Here is a 15,342-nt window from a genome sequence, read left to right as displayed (position 1 = left end):
TCGCTCATCGCTCGGTAAAGGCCTCTGCCTTGGCACGCAGTACCGGTTTCAGCAGATAGGAAAGAATGCTCTTCTTGCCGGTCATGATGTCCACCTGCGCCACCATACCGGGGATGATGGGCAGATGCTTCTCGCCCAGTGCGCCCTGTTTGGTACGCACTTTCACGATATAGAAAGCATTGCCTTTGTCGTCGGTAACGGTATCAGCACCGATTTCCTGCAGGCTGCCTTCCATGCCGCCGTACACGGTGTAGTCGTAGGCGGTAAAGCGCACCATCGCGTGTTGTCCCTGGCGCAGAAAGGCGATGTCACGCGGCGACACCCTGGTTTCGATCATCAGTGAATCTTCCAGCGGCACGATTTCCAGAATGTCCTTGCCCGGCTGCACTACGCCGCCAATGGTATTGACGAACAGGCGCTTGACCTCGCCCTTGACCGGCGAGCGCACCTCGGACAGTTTCACCTTGTCGGCCAGGCCGGAGCTGCCGGCAGACAGGCTGTTGATCTTGCCCATGGTTTCGGACAGCTCGGCGCTGGCCTGATTGCGGAAGTTAAGTTCCACTTCCTGGATCTTGTGGTTGGCTTCGCTGATGGCAGCCTGCAGCTTGGGAATCTGTGCGCTGGCCATGTCACGCTCACCCTGATAACGCGACACGTCGCGCTGCAAGCGCAGCAGGTCCACGTCCGATACCGCACCGGATTCCTTCAAGGGCTTGGTGACAGCCAGTTCGCGCTGAGTCAGCTGGTAGCCTTGCTGCGCCTGGGTCAGCTTGGCGCGTACCTCGCTCAGTTCTTGCGAGCGCTGGGTCAGCTCCTGCCGGGCGATGGACACATTGGCATCCAGTTCGCGGCGCTTGGTCTGGTAGAGGTCGGTTTCCTGCCGGGCAATGTCGGCTGCCTGTTGCACCACTTCCTTGGGCAGTTCGAACGGCACATTGTTGGCAATGGCGCGCAGGCGCGCCGCCTTGGCCAGCAAGGACAGATACTGCGCCTGATTTTCGTTCAGCGACGACACAAAGCGGGTGTTGTCGATATTCAGCAGCAGCTGGCCTTTCTGCACGATCTGGCCTTCCTTGACCAGGATCTTCGACACCACGCCGCCATCCAGGCTCTGGATATGCTGGTTTTGCGATACCGGCACCACCTTGCCTTCACCGCGCGCCACTTCGTCAATCTGCGCCAGTGCCGCCCACAACAGTGCTACCAGCAACAAGGCCAGCATGCTCCAAACGAATATCCGTGGCCGGCCCGGACTTTGCTCCAGAATCGCCCAGTCACCATCGGTGGCAAAGTCCTGTCTATCCTGCAGATCGCGCGCCGCCGCCCAGTCCATCAGCTTGTCCCAGTAGGGAGAAGTACGGCCCTGACCACCACGAATCCAGCCTTGCAGGCGTTGTTTCCAAGTCGTTTTCATCAGCCTGCCCTCCCCACCTGCCCCTGCTGCAGAGCCTGAATCACCGCGGCCTTGGGGCCATCGGCCACAATGGCACCGTTATCAATCACGATCAGGCGGTCCGCCAGCTCCAGCAAAGCGTTGTGATGGGTGACCATGATCATGGTCTTGCCAACCATCACCTTCTGCAGCGTCTGCTTGATCTGCCCTTCGGTGGTGTTGTCCATATTGCTGGTGGGCTCGTCCATCAGCAGGATAGGTGGTGCATTGAGCAGCGCACGGGCAATGGTCACCGCCTTGCGCTGACCACCGGACAGCGAATCTCCACGTTCGCCGATAATCATGTCAAAACCCTGCGGGTGACCGTTGATGAAGTCGGATAGCCCGGCCAGCTCGGCGGCAGCGGCCACGCTGGCGTCGTAGGCATGCGGGGCACCCATGGCGATGTTCTGCCGCAAGGTGCCGTAAAACAGCACGGCATCCTGCGGCACATAGCCGATATGGCGGCGCAGTTCTGCCGGATCGATCTGGTTGATGTCGATACCATCAACACGCACCGAGCCTTCCGTCGGGCGGAACAGCCCCAGAATCAGCTTCTGCAGCGTGGACTTGCCGGAACCCACCCGGCCGATGATGGCCACCCGCTCGCCAGCCTTGATCTTGAACGAGACATTACGCAAGGCCAGCTGCGGATTGTCCGGGTAGCTGAACGACACATTGCGGAACTCGATCTCACCCTGGAAGCTGGTGCGGTGGAAGAAGTTGGCATCCTGCGGCCGCTCCACCGGCATGCTCATGAAACCGTCCAGCGAGGACAGCGAGGTCTTGGCGTTGTGATACTGGGTCAGCAAGCCCACCAGTTGGCCAAGCGGGGCCATGGCGCGTCCGGACAGCATCACGGCGGCAATGACACCACCTTGCGAGGTATTGCCATCCATGATCTGGTACACCCCCAGCACCAGCATCACGATGGACACCAGTTGGGTGATGAAACCGGCAAAGGTATTGGCCGAGGTGGCCAGCAGCTTCAGCCGCGCACCCACCTGGGCCAGAAACAGCGTGCCCTGCTCCCAGCGCCCCTGTTGCTGGCCTTCGGCGGCCAGGATCTTGATGGTTTCCAACCCGGCCAGGTTTTCCACCAGTTGGGCATTGCGCTGAGCCGAGGCACGCAAGGTGGCCTCGGTCAGCTCCTTCATCTTTTCCTGGATGAGCAGGGCAAACACAATCATCAGCAAGCCACCCACCAGCACCGGTACGGTCAGCAGCGGGGAAATCCACAGGATCACCAGCAGGAAGATCAGCACGAAAGGCAGGTCGATCAGGGCGGTGATGGAGGCCGAGGCGATAAAGTCGCGCACAGTTTCAAAGGCACGCAGATTGGAGGAAAACGCGCCCACCGAGGCCGGGCGGGCCTCCATGCGAATACCCAGCACCCGTTCCATGATCAGGCTGGACAGCGTCACATCCACCCGTTTGCTGGCCAGGTCGATCAGGTAGGCGCGGGTCATTTTCAGCAGGAAATCGAATACCAGCGCCAGCAGGCCGCCAATGGCCAGCACCCACAGCGTTTCGGTGGCCATATTGGGCACCACCCGGTCGTAGACATTCATCGACACCAAGGGAATGACCAGCGCAAACAGGTTGATCAGCAAGGCGGCGATCATGGCGTCGCGATACAGCGGCAGGCCGCCGTAGACGGTTTGCCAGAACCAGTGGCGCGAGCGGATTTCACCCAGCTCCGGCGCACGGCGTTCAAAATTGAAGCGGGGACGGACAAAAATGGCCAGCCCCAGGTATTTGCCAGCCAGTTCATCCAGCAAGATGCTGACTTCCGACTCGGTCAGCTCGGAGAAGCTCACCCGTGCCATGCCGCTGACCGGGTCGATGGCACGCAGGATGCAGGCTTCGTCCCCTTCCAGCAGCAGCACCGCCGGTAACAGCGCATCACGCAGCTTGTCCAGCGGTTGACGCACCACCCGCGAAGTCAGGCCGATCCGCCGTGCCGAGCGCGAGAACATCGACGGATTAAGCCGGTTATTGCTCAGCGGAATGCCGGCTACCAGCGACTCGCGGGTGGCGTTGATGCCGTAGCCACGTGCCAGGGCAAACAGACAATCCAGCAAGGGATCGAGATGTGTTGCCTGCAGGGGAATGGAATCATGTTGTCCAGCCTGGGACGGGGAATGCATGCGCTGCCCTTTAGATGCTTTTGTCGTGAGCGATGAGTTTGGTTCGCCCTTAATGACGACATTCTAATCGAAGCTCTAAAGCCAGCAAGATGTTAAGAACAGTTAAAATATTTACTTTAAAATACAACTGATTTACTGGCTTATTTTCAGCAGGAAATTTCAATTCTGCCATTCAGAAACAAGAAAACCTGCCATAGGCAGGTTTTCTTGAGTTGCCAGACCAGCCGATGTCTAGGCCGGCTTGCGCTTGAAGGTGCGGGCAAAGCCCAGCACGCAGGCAAAAAACAGTACGCTGATTGCCACTTCCCACAGCGCCAGCGTCTGCGACAGGCCATGGTCTCCCCAACTGCGCATGATGCCCTCGGTAAAAAAGGCCAGAATGAACATGCTGGACCACTGATAGGTATACAGCCGTTCCTTGAGAATGCCCATCAGCGGTGCCAGCAGGATGACTGCCTTGAGTGCCAGAAAGGAACCACCCGGCCGTACCGGGGCCAGCCACAGCTCCCAGGCCAGGGTCAGCAGAATCAGGGCTACCAGACTGGCGGCCGCGCCATAGTGAAACAGTTTTCGGTTCATTTTTCCTGATTTCCGACCGTGATGGCACGCCCCGGGCGCGACATGAATACGGCCATGATGATGCCTACCTCGTACAGCAGCCACAAAGGCACGGCCAGCATGGTTTGCGACAACACATCCGGCGGCGTCACCACCGCAGCCACCACAAAAGCCCCGACGATGACATAAGGCCGGCCTTCATGCAGCTTGGCCACCGACACCACGCCCATGCGCACCAGCACGATGACGATGATGGGTACCTCGAAGGTGACACCAAACGCAATGAACATGCCCATCACGAAAGACAGATACTTGTCGATGTCGGTCATCATGCTGACGCCGCTTGGTGTCATCATCGAGAAAAAGTGGAAAGCCACCGGAAATACCAGGAAATAGGCAAAGGACATGCCCAGCAAAAACAGCAGCACGCTGGCCACCACCAGGGGCAGGATCAGTCGCTTTTCATGGCTGTACAAACCCGGTGCCACAAAGGCCCATACCTGGTACAGGGTATTGGGCAGTGAGATGAGAAAGGCCACCAGCATGGTGAGCTTCATCGGCACGAAGAAGGTGGCCGTCACCTCGGTGGCAATCATGCTGCCACCATTGGGCAGCGCATCCAGCAAGGGCTTGGCCAGTATGTGGTAGATGTCGCCAGACCAGTGGAACAGGCCGAGGAAAACCAGCATCAGGCCCAGAATTGCGCGCACCAGCCGTGTGCGCAATTCCAGCAGGTGGGCAAGCAGAGGTTGTTCGTTCATGCGTGGGGACGGGACTCGGTAGAAGGCTGACTGGCAACCGCTGGCGGGGTATCGAACAGATCAAGCTGATTTTCGTCACGCGGCGGCGCATCGACGGCAGCTTTCTCTTCCACCACAGCGGAGGCTACGGTAGCCGGTGCTGCCTCGGCCTGCAGGTCCAGCCCACCATGAATGGTGTGGGCAGCTTCCTGCAAGGGTGCCACCGCCTCGCCGGAAAGCTGCTGTAGCTGGGCGGACTGCTCGGCCATCACCTCGCGCACGCCCTGCACTTCGCTTTCCATCTGGGAACGGAAGCTGTTGGCGGCATCCTGGATATCGTTGCGCAGGCCATCCAGCCCGTTCAGATTAGCTTGCTGGTGGATGTCGGCCTTGACGCTGGAAACAAAGCGCTGCGCCCGCGCTACCAGCGCACCCAGGGTGCGGGCAACGGTAGGCAGGCGCTCCGGCCCCAGTACCACCAGGGCGACGATGCCGATCAGGAGGATTTCACCAAAACTGATATCGAACACGATGCGGCCCGCGGCTTATTTCTTGTCGGATTCGTTGTCGATGATGCGACCGGTTTCGGCAGGCTTGTCGGCTTTCTCATTCTCGCCCTTCATGCCTTCCTTGAAGCCGCGCACAGCACCGCCCAGGTCTTCACCCACGTTTTTCAGTTTTTTGGTACCGAAAATCAGCACCACGATCAGCAACACAACCAGCCAGTGCCAGATACTGAAAGAACCCATTGCTACTTCCTTTCAAAATGATCAGGCGCGCCCGGCATGCGGCGCGCCGGCAAACCGTCAGCCCTTGTGGCCAAAAACATGTACATGCAGGTGGAACACTTCCTGGCCGCCACCGTGACCGGTATTGATGCCGGTCTTGAAGCCACCTTCCAGCCCCTGCTCGGCGGCCAGACGCGGCACCAGGCCCATGATGCGACCCAGCAGTGCTTCGTGCTCCGGACCGCAGTCGGCCAGCGAGGCCACATGCAGTTTCGGAATGATCAGAAAATGTACCGGTGCAAGCGGACGGATATCGTGAAATGCCACGACATCGTCGTCTTCGTAAACCTTGTTGCAGGGAATATCCCCTGCTGCGATCTTGCAGAAAATGCAGTCACTCATAACGTGGTCCTGTACGCAGAATTCAGGAAGGACGGGAGGCTTTTTCGTCGATGCCGGAAATACCTTCGCGGCGATGCAGCTCCATCAGCACATCCTCCGGACGCAAGCCATGATAAGTCAGCAATACCATGGTGTGGAACCACAGGTCGGCAACTTCACGCACCAGGTGCAGCTTGTCCTTGTCCTTGGAGGCCATGATGGTTTCCGCAGCTTCCTCGGCCACTTTTTTCAGGATGGCGTCTTCGCCCTTGTGGAACAGGGAGGCGACATAGGACGACTGGGGACTCGCCTCGCGGCGGGCTTCCAGTGTATCGGCAACCGTCTTGAGCACATCGAAAGTCATGATGCTTCACCTTTGCATACTGGGAATTCGGCAAGTATAGGCCGATTCGCTCATCGGCCGTTAGCGCAGGACACGGCCTGCCATTGTAGCGACTGCGCGTGATAATGAATTGATACGGAGCAATTTAATGCTTGTGCTGATAAATGGCGTCCGGGTCTTTCAGCACTGCATCCACGACCGTCCAGCCACCGTTTTCAAACCGGCGGTAGAAGCAGCTCTCGCGGCCGGTATGGCAGGCAATGCCACCAGCTTGCTGGATCTGCATCACGATCACGTCGCCGTCGCAATCCAGGCGCAGTTCCTGCACGGTTTGCAGATGGCCGGATTCCTCGCCCTTTTTCCACAGCTTCTGGCGCGAACGGCTCCAGTAGTGGGCAATGCCGGTGTCAGCCGTCAGTTGCAGGCTTTCGCGGTTCATCCAGGCCACCATCAGCACGCGGCCGGTGGCACTGTCCTGGGCAATGGCAGTTACCAGGCCCTGGGCATCCCACTTCACCTCATCCAGCCAGTTGCTCATAGCCGCACCTCGATACCTGCATCACGCATGGCTTCCTTGGCCTCGCGCACCGTGTATTCACTGAAGTGGAAGATACTGGCCGCCAGTACGGCATCGGCCTTGCCCAGCTTCACCCCATCCACCAGATGCTGCAGATTACCCACGCCGCCGGAGGCAATCACCGGAATGCCCACCCCTTCGGACACGGCACGGGTCAGCGGCAGGTTGAAGCCGATCTTGGTGCCGTCGCGGTCCATGCTGGTGAGCAGGATTTCACCGGCACCGTATTCCTGCATCTTCTGCGCCCATTCCACGGCATCGATGCCGGTACGGTTGCGACCGCCATGGGTAAACACTTCCCAGCGGTCGTTTTCCGGCGTCACGGCCTTGGCATCCACCGCCACCACAATGCACTGGCTGCCAAACTTGGCCGCGGCTTCGCGCACCAGTTCCGGATTGGTGACAGCGGCGGTATTGATGCTGACCTTGTCGGCACCGGCATTAAGCAGACGACGGATGTCTTCCACCTTGCGCACGCCACCACCCACGGTCAGCGGAATGAACACCTGCTCGGCCACCGATTCGATCACGTGCAGGATCAGGTCGCGGTCGTCAGAGCTGGCGGTAATGTCCAGAAAGGTAAGCTCGTCAGCACCCTGCTCGTTGTAGCGACGGGCAATTTCTACCGGGTCGCCGGCATCGCGCAGGCCGACAAAGTTGACGCCCTTGACGACGCGACCGGCAGTCACGTCCAGGCAGGGGATAATGCGTTTGGCCAGAGTCATGTTCACGACACAAAAAAAGCTTGGCCGAAATGGATTCGGCCAAGCTGGGGTTTAAGGCAGGATCAGGCCTCGGACAGTTCGTCGGCCAGCGTCTGCGCAGCAGCAAAATCAATGCTGCCCTCGTAGATGGCGCGGCCGGTGATGGCGCCTTCGATGCCTTCGTCCTCAACGCCACACAGATTGCGCACGTCGTCGAGATTGGTCAGGCCGCCGGAGGCAATCACCGGAATGGTCAGTGCCTGGGCCAGCTTGACGGTGGCTTCGATATTGACGCCATTCATCATGCCGTCACGACCGATGTCGGTGTAGATCACCGAGTTGACACCGTAGTCCTGGAAACGCTTGGCCAGATCGATCACATTGTGATTGGTGATCTTGGCCCAGCCATCGATGGCCACCATGCCGTCCTTGGCATCCAGGCCGACAATCACCTGGCCGGGGAAGGCATCGCAGGCATCATGCAGAAAGCCCGGGGTTTTCACCGCGGCCGTCCCGATGATGACGTAGGACAGGCCCATGTCCAGGTATTTTTCGATGGTGTCCAGATCGCGAATGCCGCCACCCAGTTGTACCGGCATGTCATCGCCCACTTCCTGCAGGATGGAGCGGATGACATTCAGGTTCTTGGGTTTGCCGGCAAAGGCACCGTTCAGGTCCACCAGATGCAGACGGCGCGCACCCTGGTCTCGCCAGTGGGCGGCCACCTGGACCGGGTCATCGGAAAAGACGGTGGCATCGTCCATGACGCCTTGTTTCAGGCGTACGCATTGACCATCCTTGAGGTCGATAGCGGGTATAAGCAGCATGGTGCTAGATCAACGTAAGTTAAACACTGCCGTCCCATGCCAGGAAGTTCTTCATCATCTGAAGACCGGCACGGTGGCTCTTTTCGGTATGGAACTGCGTCGCAAAAATATTGCCACGCCCGACGATACAGGAAAACCTGTCCGGGTACTCACTTTCCGCCAGCGTCAGCGCTGCATCAGCCGGGGCAAAGTGGTAGCTGTGGACAAAATAGAAGCGTTCGCCATTTTCGATCCCGGCAAACAGCGGATGGGACGAAGTCTGGTAAACACGGTTCCAGCCCATGTGCGGCACTTTGAGGCGCTCGCCAGCGGCATCTGTCAGGTTAGCCGAAAACCGGACCACATTGCCCGGAAACAAGCCAAGTCCTGGCGTATCGCCTTCTTCACTGTGCTGGAAAAGCAACTGTGCACCCACGCAGATGCCAAAAAACGGCTTGGTCTGCGTGGTTTCACGTACGGCTTCGGCCAGACCGTAGCTGTTGAGCTCGCGCATGCAGTCCGGCATGGCGCCCTGACCAGGAAACACCACCTTGTCCGCCTTGACGATGGCTTCCGGGTCGCGGCTGAGGAAAATGTCCGCGCCCTGGTCGTTGACTGCCTGGATGGACTTGAGCACCGAGTGCAGATTGCCCATGCCATAGTCGATTACTGCGACTTTCATCATGCCCCTAACTGTTCGGGTGAAGGTAGGCTGCGGCTCAGGCCGTCAGCGTGCCCTTGGTGGACGGCGTGGCACCGCCCATGCGTTCGTCCACTTCACAGGCCATGCGCAGCGCGCGGCCAAAGGCCTTGAAGATGGTTTCCGCCTGATGGTGGCTGTTTACCCCACGCAGATTGTCGATATGCAGGGTCACCATGCTGTGGTTGACGAAGCCATGGAAAAACTCGGAGAACAGGTCGACATCGAACTGGCCGATGCTGGCGCGGGTGTATTCCACGTTGTACACCAGGCCGGGACGGCCGGAGAGGTCGATCACCACGCGGCTGAGCGCTTCGTCCAGCGGCACGTAGGCATGGCCGTAACGGCGGATGCCTTTCTTGTCGCCAATGGCTTTGGCAAAAGCCTGGCCCAGCGTGATGCCGATGTCTTCCACCGTGTGGTGGGCATCGATATGCAAATCGCCCTTAGCCACGATGTCCAGGTCGATCAGGCCGTGGCGGGCAATCTGGTCCATCATGTGGTCGAGAAAGGGCACGCCGGTATCGAAATGGCTGCGGCCATTGCCATCCAGGTTCAGGGTGACGGTGATCTGGGTTTCCAGGGTATTGCGGGTAACGGAGGCTGTTCTCATGGTTTCAGGCAAAGTAGCCGGCCAGTGCAGCAAGCACGGCCGTGTTTTCATCCGGGCTGCCCACGGTGAGGCGCAGGCATTGGTCCAGCAGCGGGTGGCTGCCATGCAAGTTCTTGATCAGGATGCCATTTTTCTTCAGAAAGGCAAACAGTTCTGCGGCATCCGGCACGCGGATGGTGACAAAATTGGCCTGTGAATCAAATACCGTCAGCGCGCTGTACTGGCGCAAGGCCTGCAGCAAGCGCTGGCGTTCGTCGCGCAGGGTTTGTGCCTGCTGCATGAACACAGCCAGATGGCGCAGCGCAAAGCGGGCGGCCGCCTGGGTCAGCACATTGATGTTGTAGGGCGGGCGTACCTTGTCCAGCTCGTCTATCCATTCGGCGCAGCCTGCGGCATAGCCCAGGCGCAGGCCGGCCAGACCCAGCTTGGACAGGGTACGCATCACCAGCAGATTAGGGCGGCTGCCGGCCAGATCCATCAGGCTGTCGCTGGCAAAGGCCTGGTAGGCCTCATCCACCACCACCAGTCCCGGCGCGGCATCCAGCACCGCCAATACCTGCTCGCGGGAAAATTGCGGGCCGGTGGGATTATTGGGATAAGACAGGAACACCATCGCCGGTTGATGGGTGGCAATGGCCTCCAGCAAGGCTGGCAGATTCAGGCTGAAGTCGGCATTCAGCGGCACGCCGACATACTGCAGGCCGGAGAACAGCGCATTCATGCGGTACATGACGAAGGACGGTTCCAGCGCCAGCATCACCGCGCCGGGTCGCGCCAGCGCCTGGGCAATTAGGGTGATGATTTCGTCCGAGCCATTACCCAGCAGCACACTGGCGGCTGCCGGGATGTCAAACGCCGCCTTCAGTTCGTCCTTCAGCCCGCCGCCATGCGGATCGGGATAACGGTTGATGGCCACCTCGGCCAGGCACTGGCCCAGCTCGGCACGCAGTGCAGATGGCAGTGCGTACGGATTTTCCATGGCGTCCAGCTTGATGAGGCCGCTGGCGTCGGCCACGTGGTAGGCCTTGATTCCGGCAATTTCCGGACGGACCAGTTGCTTGGCAGTCAATGTCATGATGATGGGGCTGTGCCGGTTATCTTGCGCAACCGACCCGGCCATGCAGGTCAACAGGGGCGTTGTCAGTACAACGCTGGAGGGGGCTATCCTACCGTGTTCGGTCGTTTTGGGCTAGCAGCGCCCGGTGCCGGACCGCCATGCTGGCGCAGGAAAACGACATTTCCATCGCCCAAAAAAAACAGGGCCGGCATTGGCGCGGCCCTGTCTTTAGCTGAAGCAATTTTGCTCAGGGTTCCAGCCGCAGCTCGGCAGCGCGGGCGTGGGCGGTCAGGCCTTCGCCATGGGCCAGTACGCTGGCAATCTTGCCCAGCTTCTGTGCACCAGCAGCAGACACGCGAATCAGGCTGGAGCGCTTCTGGAAGTCGTACACCCCCAGCGGGCTGGCAAAGCGCGCGGTGCGGCTGGTGGGCAGCACGTGGTTGGGGCCGGCGCAGTAGTCGCCCAGGCTTTCCGAGGTGAAACGGCCCATGAAGATGGCACCGGCATGGCGCAGCAGCGGCAGGCTGGCGTCCGGATCGGCCACCGACAGCTCCAGATGTTCCGGCGCAATGTAATTGGCAATCTCGCAGGCTTCGGCTAGGTCGCGCACCTGGATCAGCGCGCCACGGTTGCCCAGGCTGGCTTCGATGATGGCGCGGCGCGGCATGGTGGGCAGCAGCTTTTCAATGCTGGCTTCCACTTCGGCAATGTATTCCTCCGACGGGCACAGCAGGATGGCCTGGGCGATTTCGTCGTGCTCGGCCTGGCTGAACAGGTCCATGGCAATCCAGTCGGCCGGGGTGTTGCCATCGCAGATCACCAGAATTTCGGACGGGCCGGCCACCATGTCGATGCCCACCACGCCGAACACACGGCGCTTGGCAGCGGCCACATAGGCATTGCCCGGGCCGGTGATCTTGTCTACCTGCGGGATGGTTTGGGTACCATAGGCCAGCGCGGCCACAGCCTGGGCACCACCACAGGTGAATACCTTGTCCACACCGGCGATGAAGGCAGCGGCCAACACCAGGTCGTTACGCTCGCCTTGCGGAGTGGGCACCACCATGATGATTTCGCCCACACCCGCCACCTTGGCCGGCATCGCGTTCATCAGTACCGAGCTGGGATAGGCGGCCTTGCCACCGGGCACGTAGATGCCCACGCGGTCCAGCGGGGTGACTTGCTGGCCCAGCAGAGTGCCGTCTTCGTCCTCGTAGCTCCAGGAATGCGCCAGCTGTTTTTCGTGGTAACGGCGTACGCGCTCGGCGGCAGCACTCAGTGCCTGCTGTACTTCGGCGGACAGCCGCAGCCAGGCTGCTTCCAGTTGCTCACGCGACAGGGTGAGATCGGCCATGGAAGTGGCCTGCATGCGGTCAAAACGGTTGGTGTATTCCAGTACCGCAGCGTCACCGCGCGCCTTGACGTCATCACAGATGGCCGCCACGGCGCTGTCCACTGCCGGGTCCTGCGCGGTTTCAAAGGCCAGCAGTGCTTGCAGTTGCTGCTGGAAATCAGCTTGGGTCGAAGACAGTTTCAGCATGGGATTCCGTTCCGCCTCATGCCGGTACGGCAGAAGCAAAGGCATCCAGCACCGGCTGGATGCGGTCGTATTTGAGCTTGAGCGCGGCCTGGTTCACCACCAGACGCGAACTGATGTCGATGATGTGTTCCACCGCCACCAGATTGTTGGCGCGCAGCGTACCGCCAGTGGATACCAAGTCAACGATGGCATCGGCCAGACCCACCAGCGGAGCCAGCTCCATCGAGCCGTACAGCTTGATGATGTCCACATGCACGCCCTTGGCGGCAAAGTGTTCACGGGCGATTTTGGGGTACTTGGTGGCCACTTTCAGGCGTGCGCCTTGGCGCACGGCATTCTGGTAGTCAAAGCCGTTTTCCACCGCCACCATCATCTTGCACTTGGCAATGTTCAGGTCCAGCGGCTGGTACAGGCCCTCGCCACCATGTTCGATCAGCACATCACGGCCGGCAATACCCAGATCGGCTGCGCCGTACTGCACATAGGTGGGGACATCCGAGGCTCTTACAATCACCAGCCGCACGTCGGCATGGTTGGTGCCGATGATGAGCTTGCGCGAGGATTCCGGATCTTCCGCCGGGACGATGCCGGCAGCGGCCAGCAGGGGCAGGGTTTCTTCAAAGATGCGCCCTTTGGACAGGGCAATAGTCAGGGTCATGATATTAGACAGGCAATGGAATGGGTAAGAAGGCCATCATCAGCCGACCAGAGCACGGCGTTCCCGCTCCAGATGACCGACATAACGCTGTACCAGCGTTTCTGACGACGGCGTCATGTTGAGAAAGGCACAGCCGACACGCACTGCATCGTTACCGTTACGCAAACGGGTACTCAGATGGTGCCGGATTTCAATGCTCACCCGCAGGCTGCCCATGGGCTTGAGCTCGAAAGTGCAATTCTGGTATTTCTGGCCAAGCTCGAAGCCTGGCGTTTGTGCTGCCGGCAGCCACAGGCTGCAGCCGCCCAGACTGATGTCGAACAGCACCAGGTCCAGCGGGCGGTTCGGGTAGTCGGCGATATGGCAATTCACCGGGTTACCCACCGGGGTCTGGATGCGGAAAAACTCGCGGCGCTGCAGCTTGATCACCTGCTCCGGCAGGTCCACCTCGAAGGCAGGGCCGCTGTCCAGCATCACCTTGCGTGCGGCGGTGGTGACAAACTGGGTTTTCACCCCCTCGGGTGAACAGACAAACACATTGCGCTCACTGGCCAGCAACTGCTCGTTGGTAGCCGGATCCGCACCCCAATCCAGCAACAGCACGCCACGCTTGGCGTCTACTTCCAGAAAGCGGGTGAGAATGAAGGTTTTTCCCTTATTGGAAAACACCGTCACCATATGACCAGACTTGGCGATGGAGGCCAGATGGTGCACCACCTCAACCGGTGTGGCCAGGGTATACCTGGTCAGATCGGGCTGGGCATGGTCGCCATGCGGCATACCGGCGGTGTTGTCTTGGCTCACGATGGGTGCTTCTTTCCGCTGTAAATGTGAATCGTTGCCTGAATTCTAGCGTAACAGCTGACGAATATCATGAGTCAGGCTGTCTGCCGGCGTGCCATACGCCTCATAAACCCGCAATTTTCCGCTTTTATCGAATAGATAGGATCCGGCGCTGTGATCCACGGTGTAAGCCCCATTGGTGTCGCCCACCTTCTGCGCCACCACCTTGTAGGCGGCCTTTACCGGCTCTATCTGTGCCGTACTGCCGGTCAGGCCGACAAAACGGGCATCAAAATGCGGCACATAGCCGGCCAGCACCGTACTGGTATCCCGTTCCGGGTCCACGGTAACAAACAACACCTGCACCTTGTCGGCATCCGCTCCCAGCTTTTTCATCACCGCAGCGTATTCCAGCATGGTGGTGGGGCAGACATCAGGGCAATGCGTGTAGCCAAAGAACAGGGCCACCACCTTGCCGGAAAAGTCGGACAGTTTGCGTGGTTTGCCCAGATGGTCGGTCAGACTGAAATCGCCACCCAGCTGGGTTTCGCTCATGTCGGTACCCTTGAGGTCCAGCTTGGCCGCAGCCGGGGGCGCACAGGCGGCCAGTGCCGCCAGCAGGCAGGAAAGCATCAGAATTCGTAACAGGAAGCGCATCAGATAACCGGTAGCAAACAATAGTGATCAAGCAGCATTGCACCAAACAAGCCGGCCAGATACCAGATGGACCAGCGGAAGGTGCGACGCGCCAAGGCGTCAGCATACTGACGATGCAGTTGCACAGCAAGAAACAAGAAGCGCGCATCCAGCAGCAGCGCCAGCAGCAAGTAGATCAGGCCGGCTACGCCGATGGCCAGCGGCAACAGGCTGACGGCACCCAACAACAGGGTATAGAGCAGGATGGACAGCGTGGTAAACGACTGGCCGTGGGTGAGCGGCAGCATGGGCAGGCCGGCGCGGGCATAGTCGCTGCGCCGGTACAAGGCCAGCGCCCAGAAATGGGGGGGCGTCCACACGTAGATGATCAATAGCAATAGCAAGGCATGCGGGCTGACTTCACCCGTCATTGCTGTCCAGCCCAGTAAGGGAGGCAGGGCACCGGCCAGGCCGCCGATCACGATATTCTGCGGGGTGCGCGGCTTGAGCCATAGTGTGTAGACCAGCACATAGATCAGCAGTCCGCCCAGTGTCAGCCATGCAGTCAGCACATTGATGCCGATCAGCAACAGCATGCCGCTACCGGCCAGCACCAGAGCCAGCGACAGGGTTTCCACCCGGCCAGCCTCGCCCCGGGCGGTCGCCCGCCAGGCAGTGCGCTGCATGCGCGCATCCAGCGACTTCTCCAGCATGCAGTTGAGCATGGCCGACGCCGCAGCCATCAGGGCAATGCCCAGGCTGGCGATCGCCATCCGCCCTGGCGACGGCAAGCTCGGCTGGGCCAGCAGCATGCCACTGACGGCACAGAACAGAATCAACGCCAGCACCCGTGGTTTGGCCAGCTGCAGCATGGCGCGTGCATGCTGCCAATGGTACTGCGGCAGGGTTCCGGCTGGTTTCATATTGATTCCGCCA

General features: G+C 59.9%; 19 protein-coding genes. All 19 read right to left on the bottom strand.

Annotated features, from left to right (window positions below):
* Positions 1-4: 4 nt before the first annotated feature.
* The 19 genes from QVF59_RS18600 to QVF59_RS18510 all read right to left on the bottom strand — a co-directional run bounded on the left by QVF59_RS18600 (position 5) and on the right by QVF59_RS18510 (position 15,329).
* A complete protein-coding gene (locus QVF59_RS18600; RefSeq protein ID WP_287881784.1) occupies positions 5-1,414 on the bottom strand; it encodes an HlyD family type I secretion periplasmic adaptor subunit in 1,410 nt (469 codons plus the stop codon).
* On the bottom strand, positions 1,414-3,582 hold the full coding sequence (locus QVF59_RS18595; protein ID WP_287881782.1) for a type I secretion system permease/ATPase: 2,169 nt from the start codon (positions 3,580-3,582) through the stop codon (positions 1,414-1,416). Before QVF59_RS18595 ends, QVF59_RS18600 begins: the two co-directional genes overlap by 1 nt.
* Before the next feature lie 231 nt (positions 3,583-3,813).
* A complete protein-coding gene (locus QVF59_RS18590) occupies positions 3,814-4,161 on the bottom strand; it encodes a DUF2069 domain-containing protein (RefSeq protein WP_159874655.1) in 348 nt (115 codons plus the stop codon).
* Positions 4,158-4,901: a twin-arginine translocase subunit TatC gene (gene tatC, locus QVF59_RS18585; protein ID WP_287881780.1), complete on the bottom strand. Its 744-nt coding sequence runs from the start codon at positions 4,899-4,901 to the stop codon at positions 4,158-4,160. The genes QVF59_RS18590 and tatC overlap by 4 nt, the downstream gene beginning before the upstream one ends.
* Positions 4,898-5,410: a Sec-independent protein translocase protein TatB gene (gene tatB / locus QVF59_RS18580; protein WP_287881778.1), complete on the bottom strand. Its 513-nt coding sequence runs from the start codon at positions 5,408-5,410 to the stop codon at positions 4,898-4,900. Before tatB ends, tatC begins: the two co-directional genes overlap by 4 nt.
* Positions 5,411-5,425: 15 nt before the next feature.
* Positions 5,426-5,629 carry a Sec-independent protein translocase subunit TatA gene (gene tatA / locus QVF59_RS18575; protein WP_089082610.1) on the bottom strand — a complete coding sequence of 68 codons (204 nt, stop codon included), beginning with the start codon at positions 5,627-5,629 and terminating at the stop codon, positions 5,426-5,428.
* A gap of 57 nt (positions 5,630-5,686) precedes the next feature.
* A complete protein-coding gene (locus QVF59_RS18570; protein ID WP_159874652.1) occupies positions 5,687-6,010 on the bottom strand; it encodes a histidine triad nucleotide-binding protein in 324 nt (107 codons plus the stop codon).
* 22 nt (positions 6,011-6,032) lie between these two features.
* Entirely contained in the window at positions 6,033-6,353 is a 321-nt protein-coding gene (locus QVF59_RS18565; protein WP_159874651.1) for a phosphoribosyl-ATP diphosphatase, read from the bottom strand.
* A gap of 124 nt (positions 6,354-6,477) precedes the next feature.
* Entirely contained in the window at positions 6,478-6,870 is a 393-nt protein-coding gene (gene hisI / locus QVF59_RS18560; RefSeq protein WP_287881773.1) for a phosphoribosyl-AMP cyclohydrolase, read from the bottom strand.
* Entirely contained in the window at positions 6,867-7,634 is a 768-nt protein-coding gene (hisF, locus tag QVF59_RS18555; RefSeq protein ID WP_045845852.1) for an imidazole glycerol phosphate synthase subunit HisF, read from the bottom strand. Before hisF ends, hisI begins: the two co-directional genes overlap by 4 nt.
* A gap of 62 nt (positions 7,635-7,696) precedes the next feature.
* Positions 7,697-8,440 carry a 1-(5-phosphoribosyl)-5-[(5-phosphoribosylamino)methylideneamino]imidazole-4-carboxamide isomerase gene (gene hisA / locus QVF59_RS18550; RefSeq protein ID WP_159874649.1) on the bottom strand — a complete coding sequence of 248 codons (744 nt, stop codon included), beginning with the start codon at positions 8,438-8,440 and terminating at the stop codon, positions 7,697-7,699.
* 19 nt (positions 8,441-8,459) lie between these two features.
* Complete coding sequence (gene hisH / locus QVF59_RS18545) at positions 8,460-9,101, bottom strand: imidazole glycerol phosphate synthase subunit HisH (protein WP_159874648.1); 642 nt, start codon at positions 9,099-9,101, stop codon at positions 8,460-8,462.
* A 37-nt stretch (positions 9,102-9,138) separates the two neighbouring features.
* Positions 9,139-9,732 carry an imidazoleglycerol-phosphate dehydratase HisB gene (hisB, locus tag QVF59_RS18540; protein ID WP_287881769.1) on the bottom strand — a complete coding sequence of 198 codons (594 nt, stop codon included), beginning with the start codon at positions 9,730-9,732 and terminating at the stop codon, positions 9,139-9,141.
* A gap of 4 nt (positions 9,733-9,736) precedes the next feature.
* On the bottom strand, positions 9,737-10,807 hold the full coding sequence (hisC, locus tag QVF59_RS18535; RefSeq protein WP_287881767.1) for a histidinol-phosphate transaminase: 1,071 nt from the start codon (positions 10,805-10,807) through the stop codon (positions 9,737-9,739).
* A 229-nt stretch (positions 10,808-11,036) separates the two neighbouring features.
* Positions 11,037-12,329: a histidinol dehydrogenase gene (gene hisD / locus QVF59_RS18530; protein ID WP_287881765.1), complete on the bottom strand. Its 1,293-nt coding sequence runs from the start codon at positions 12,327-12,329 to the stop codon at positions 11,037-11,039.
* A gap of 16 nt (positions 12,330-12,345) precedes the next feature.
* Positions 12,346-12,987, bottom strand: a complete 642-nt coding sequence (hisG, locus tag QVF59_RS18525; RefSeq protein ID WP_287881763.1) for an ATP phosphoribosyltransferase — start codon at positions 12,985-12,987, stop codon at positions 12,346-12,348.
* A 39-nt stretch (positions 12,988-13,026) separates the two neighbouring features.
* Complete coding sequence (locus QVF59_RS18520; RefSeq protein ID WP_240902566.1) at positions 13,027-13,791, bottom strand: flagellar brake protein; 765 nt, start codon at positions 13,789-13,791, stop codon at positions 13,027-13,029.
* 45 nt (positions 13,792-13,836) lie between these two features.
* Positions 13,837-14,403 (bottom strand): SCO family protein, encoded by a 567-nt coding sequence (locus QVF59_RS18515; protein ID WP_287881760.1) that lies wholly within the window; start codon positions 14,401-14,403, stop codon positions 13,837-13,839.
* Positions 14,404-14,426: 23 nt separating this feature from the next.
* Positions 14,427-15,329: a heme o synthase gene (locus QVF59_RS18510; RefSeq protein WP_159874643.1), complete on the bottom strand. Its 903-nt coding sequence runs from the start codon at positions 15,327-15,329 to the stop codon at positions 14,427-14,429.
* Positions 15,330-15,342 lie beyond the last annotated feature (13 nt).

Source organism: Aquitalea sp. (assembly GCF_030150775.1).
Classification (GTDB): domain Bacteria; phylum Pseudomonadota; class Gammaproteobacteria; order Burkholderiales; family Chromobacteriaceae; genus Aquitalea; species Aquitalea denitrificans.
The sequence above is the reverse complement of the archived record's forward strand: the minus strand, read 5'-3'. Positions and strand labels throughout refer to the sequence as shown.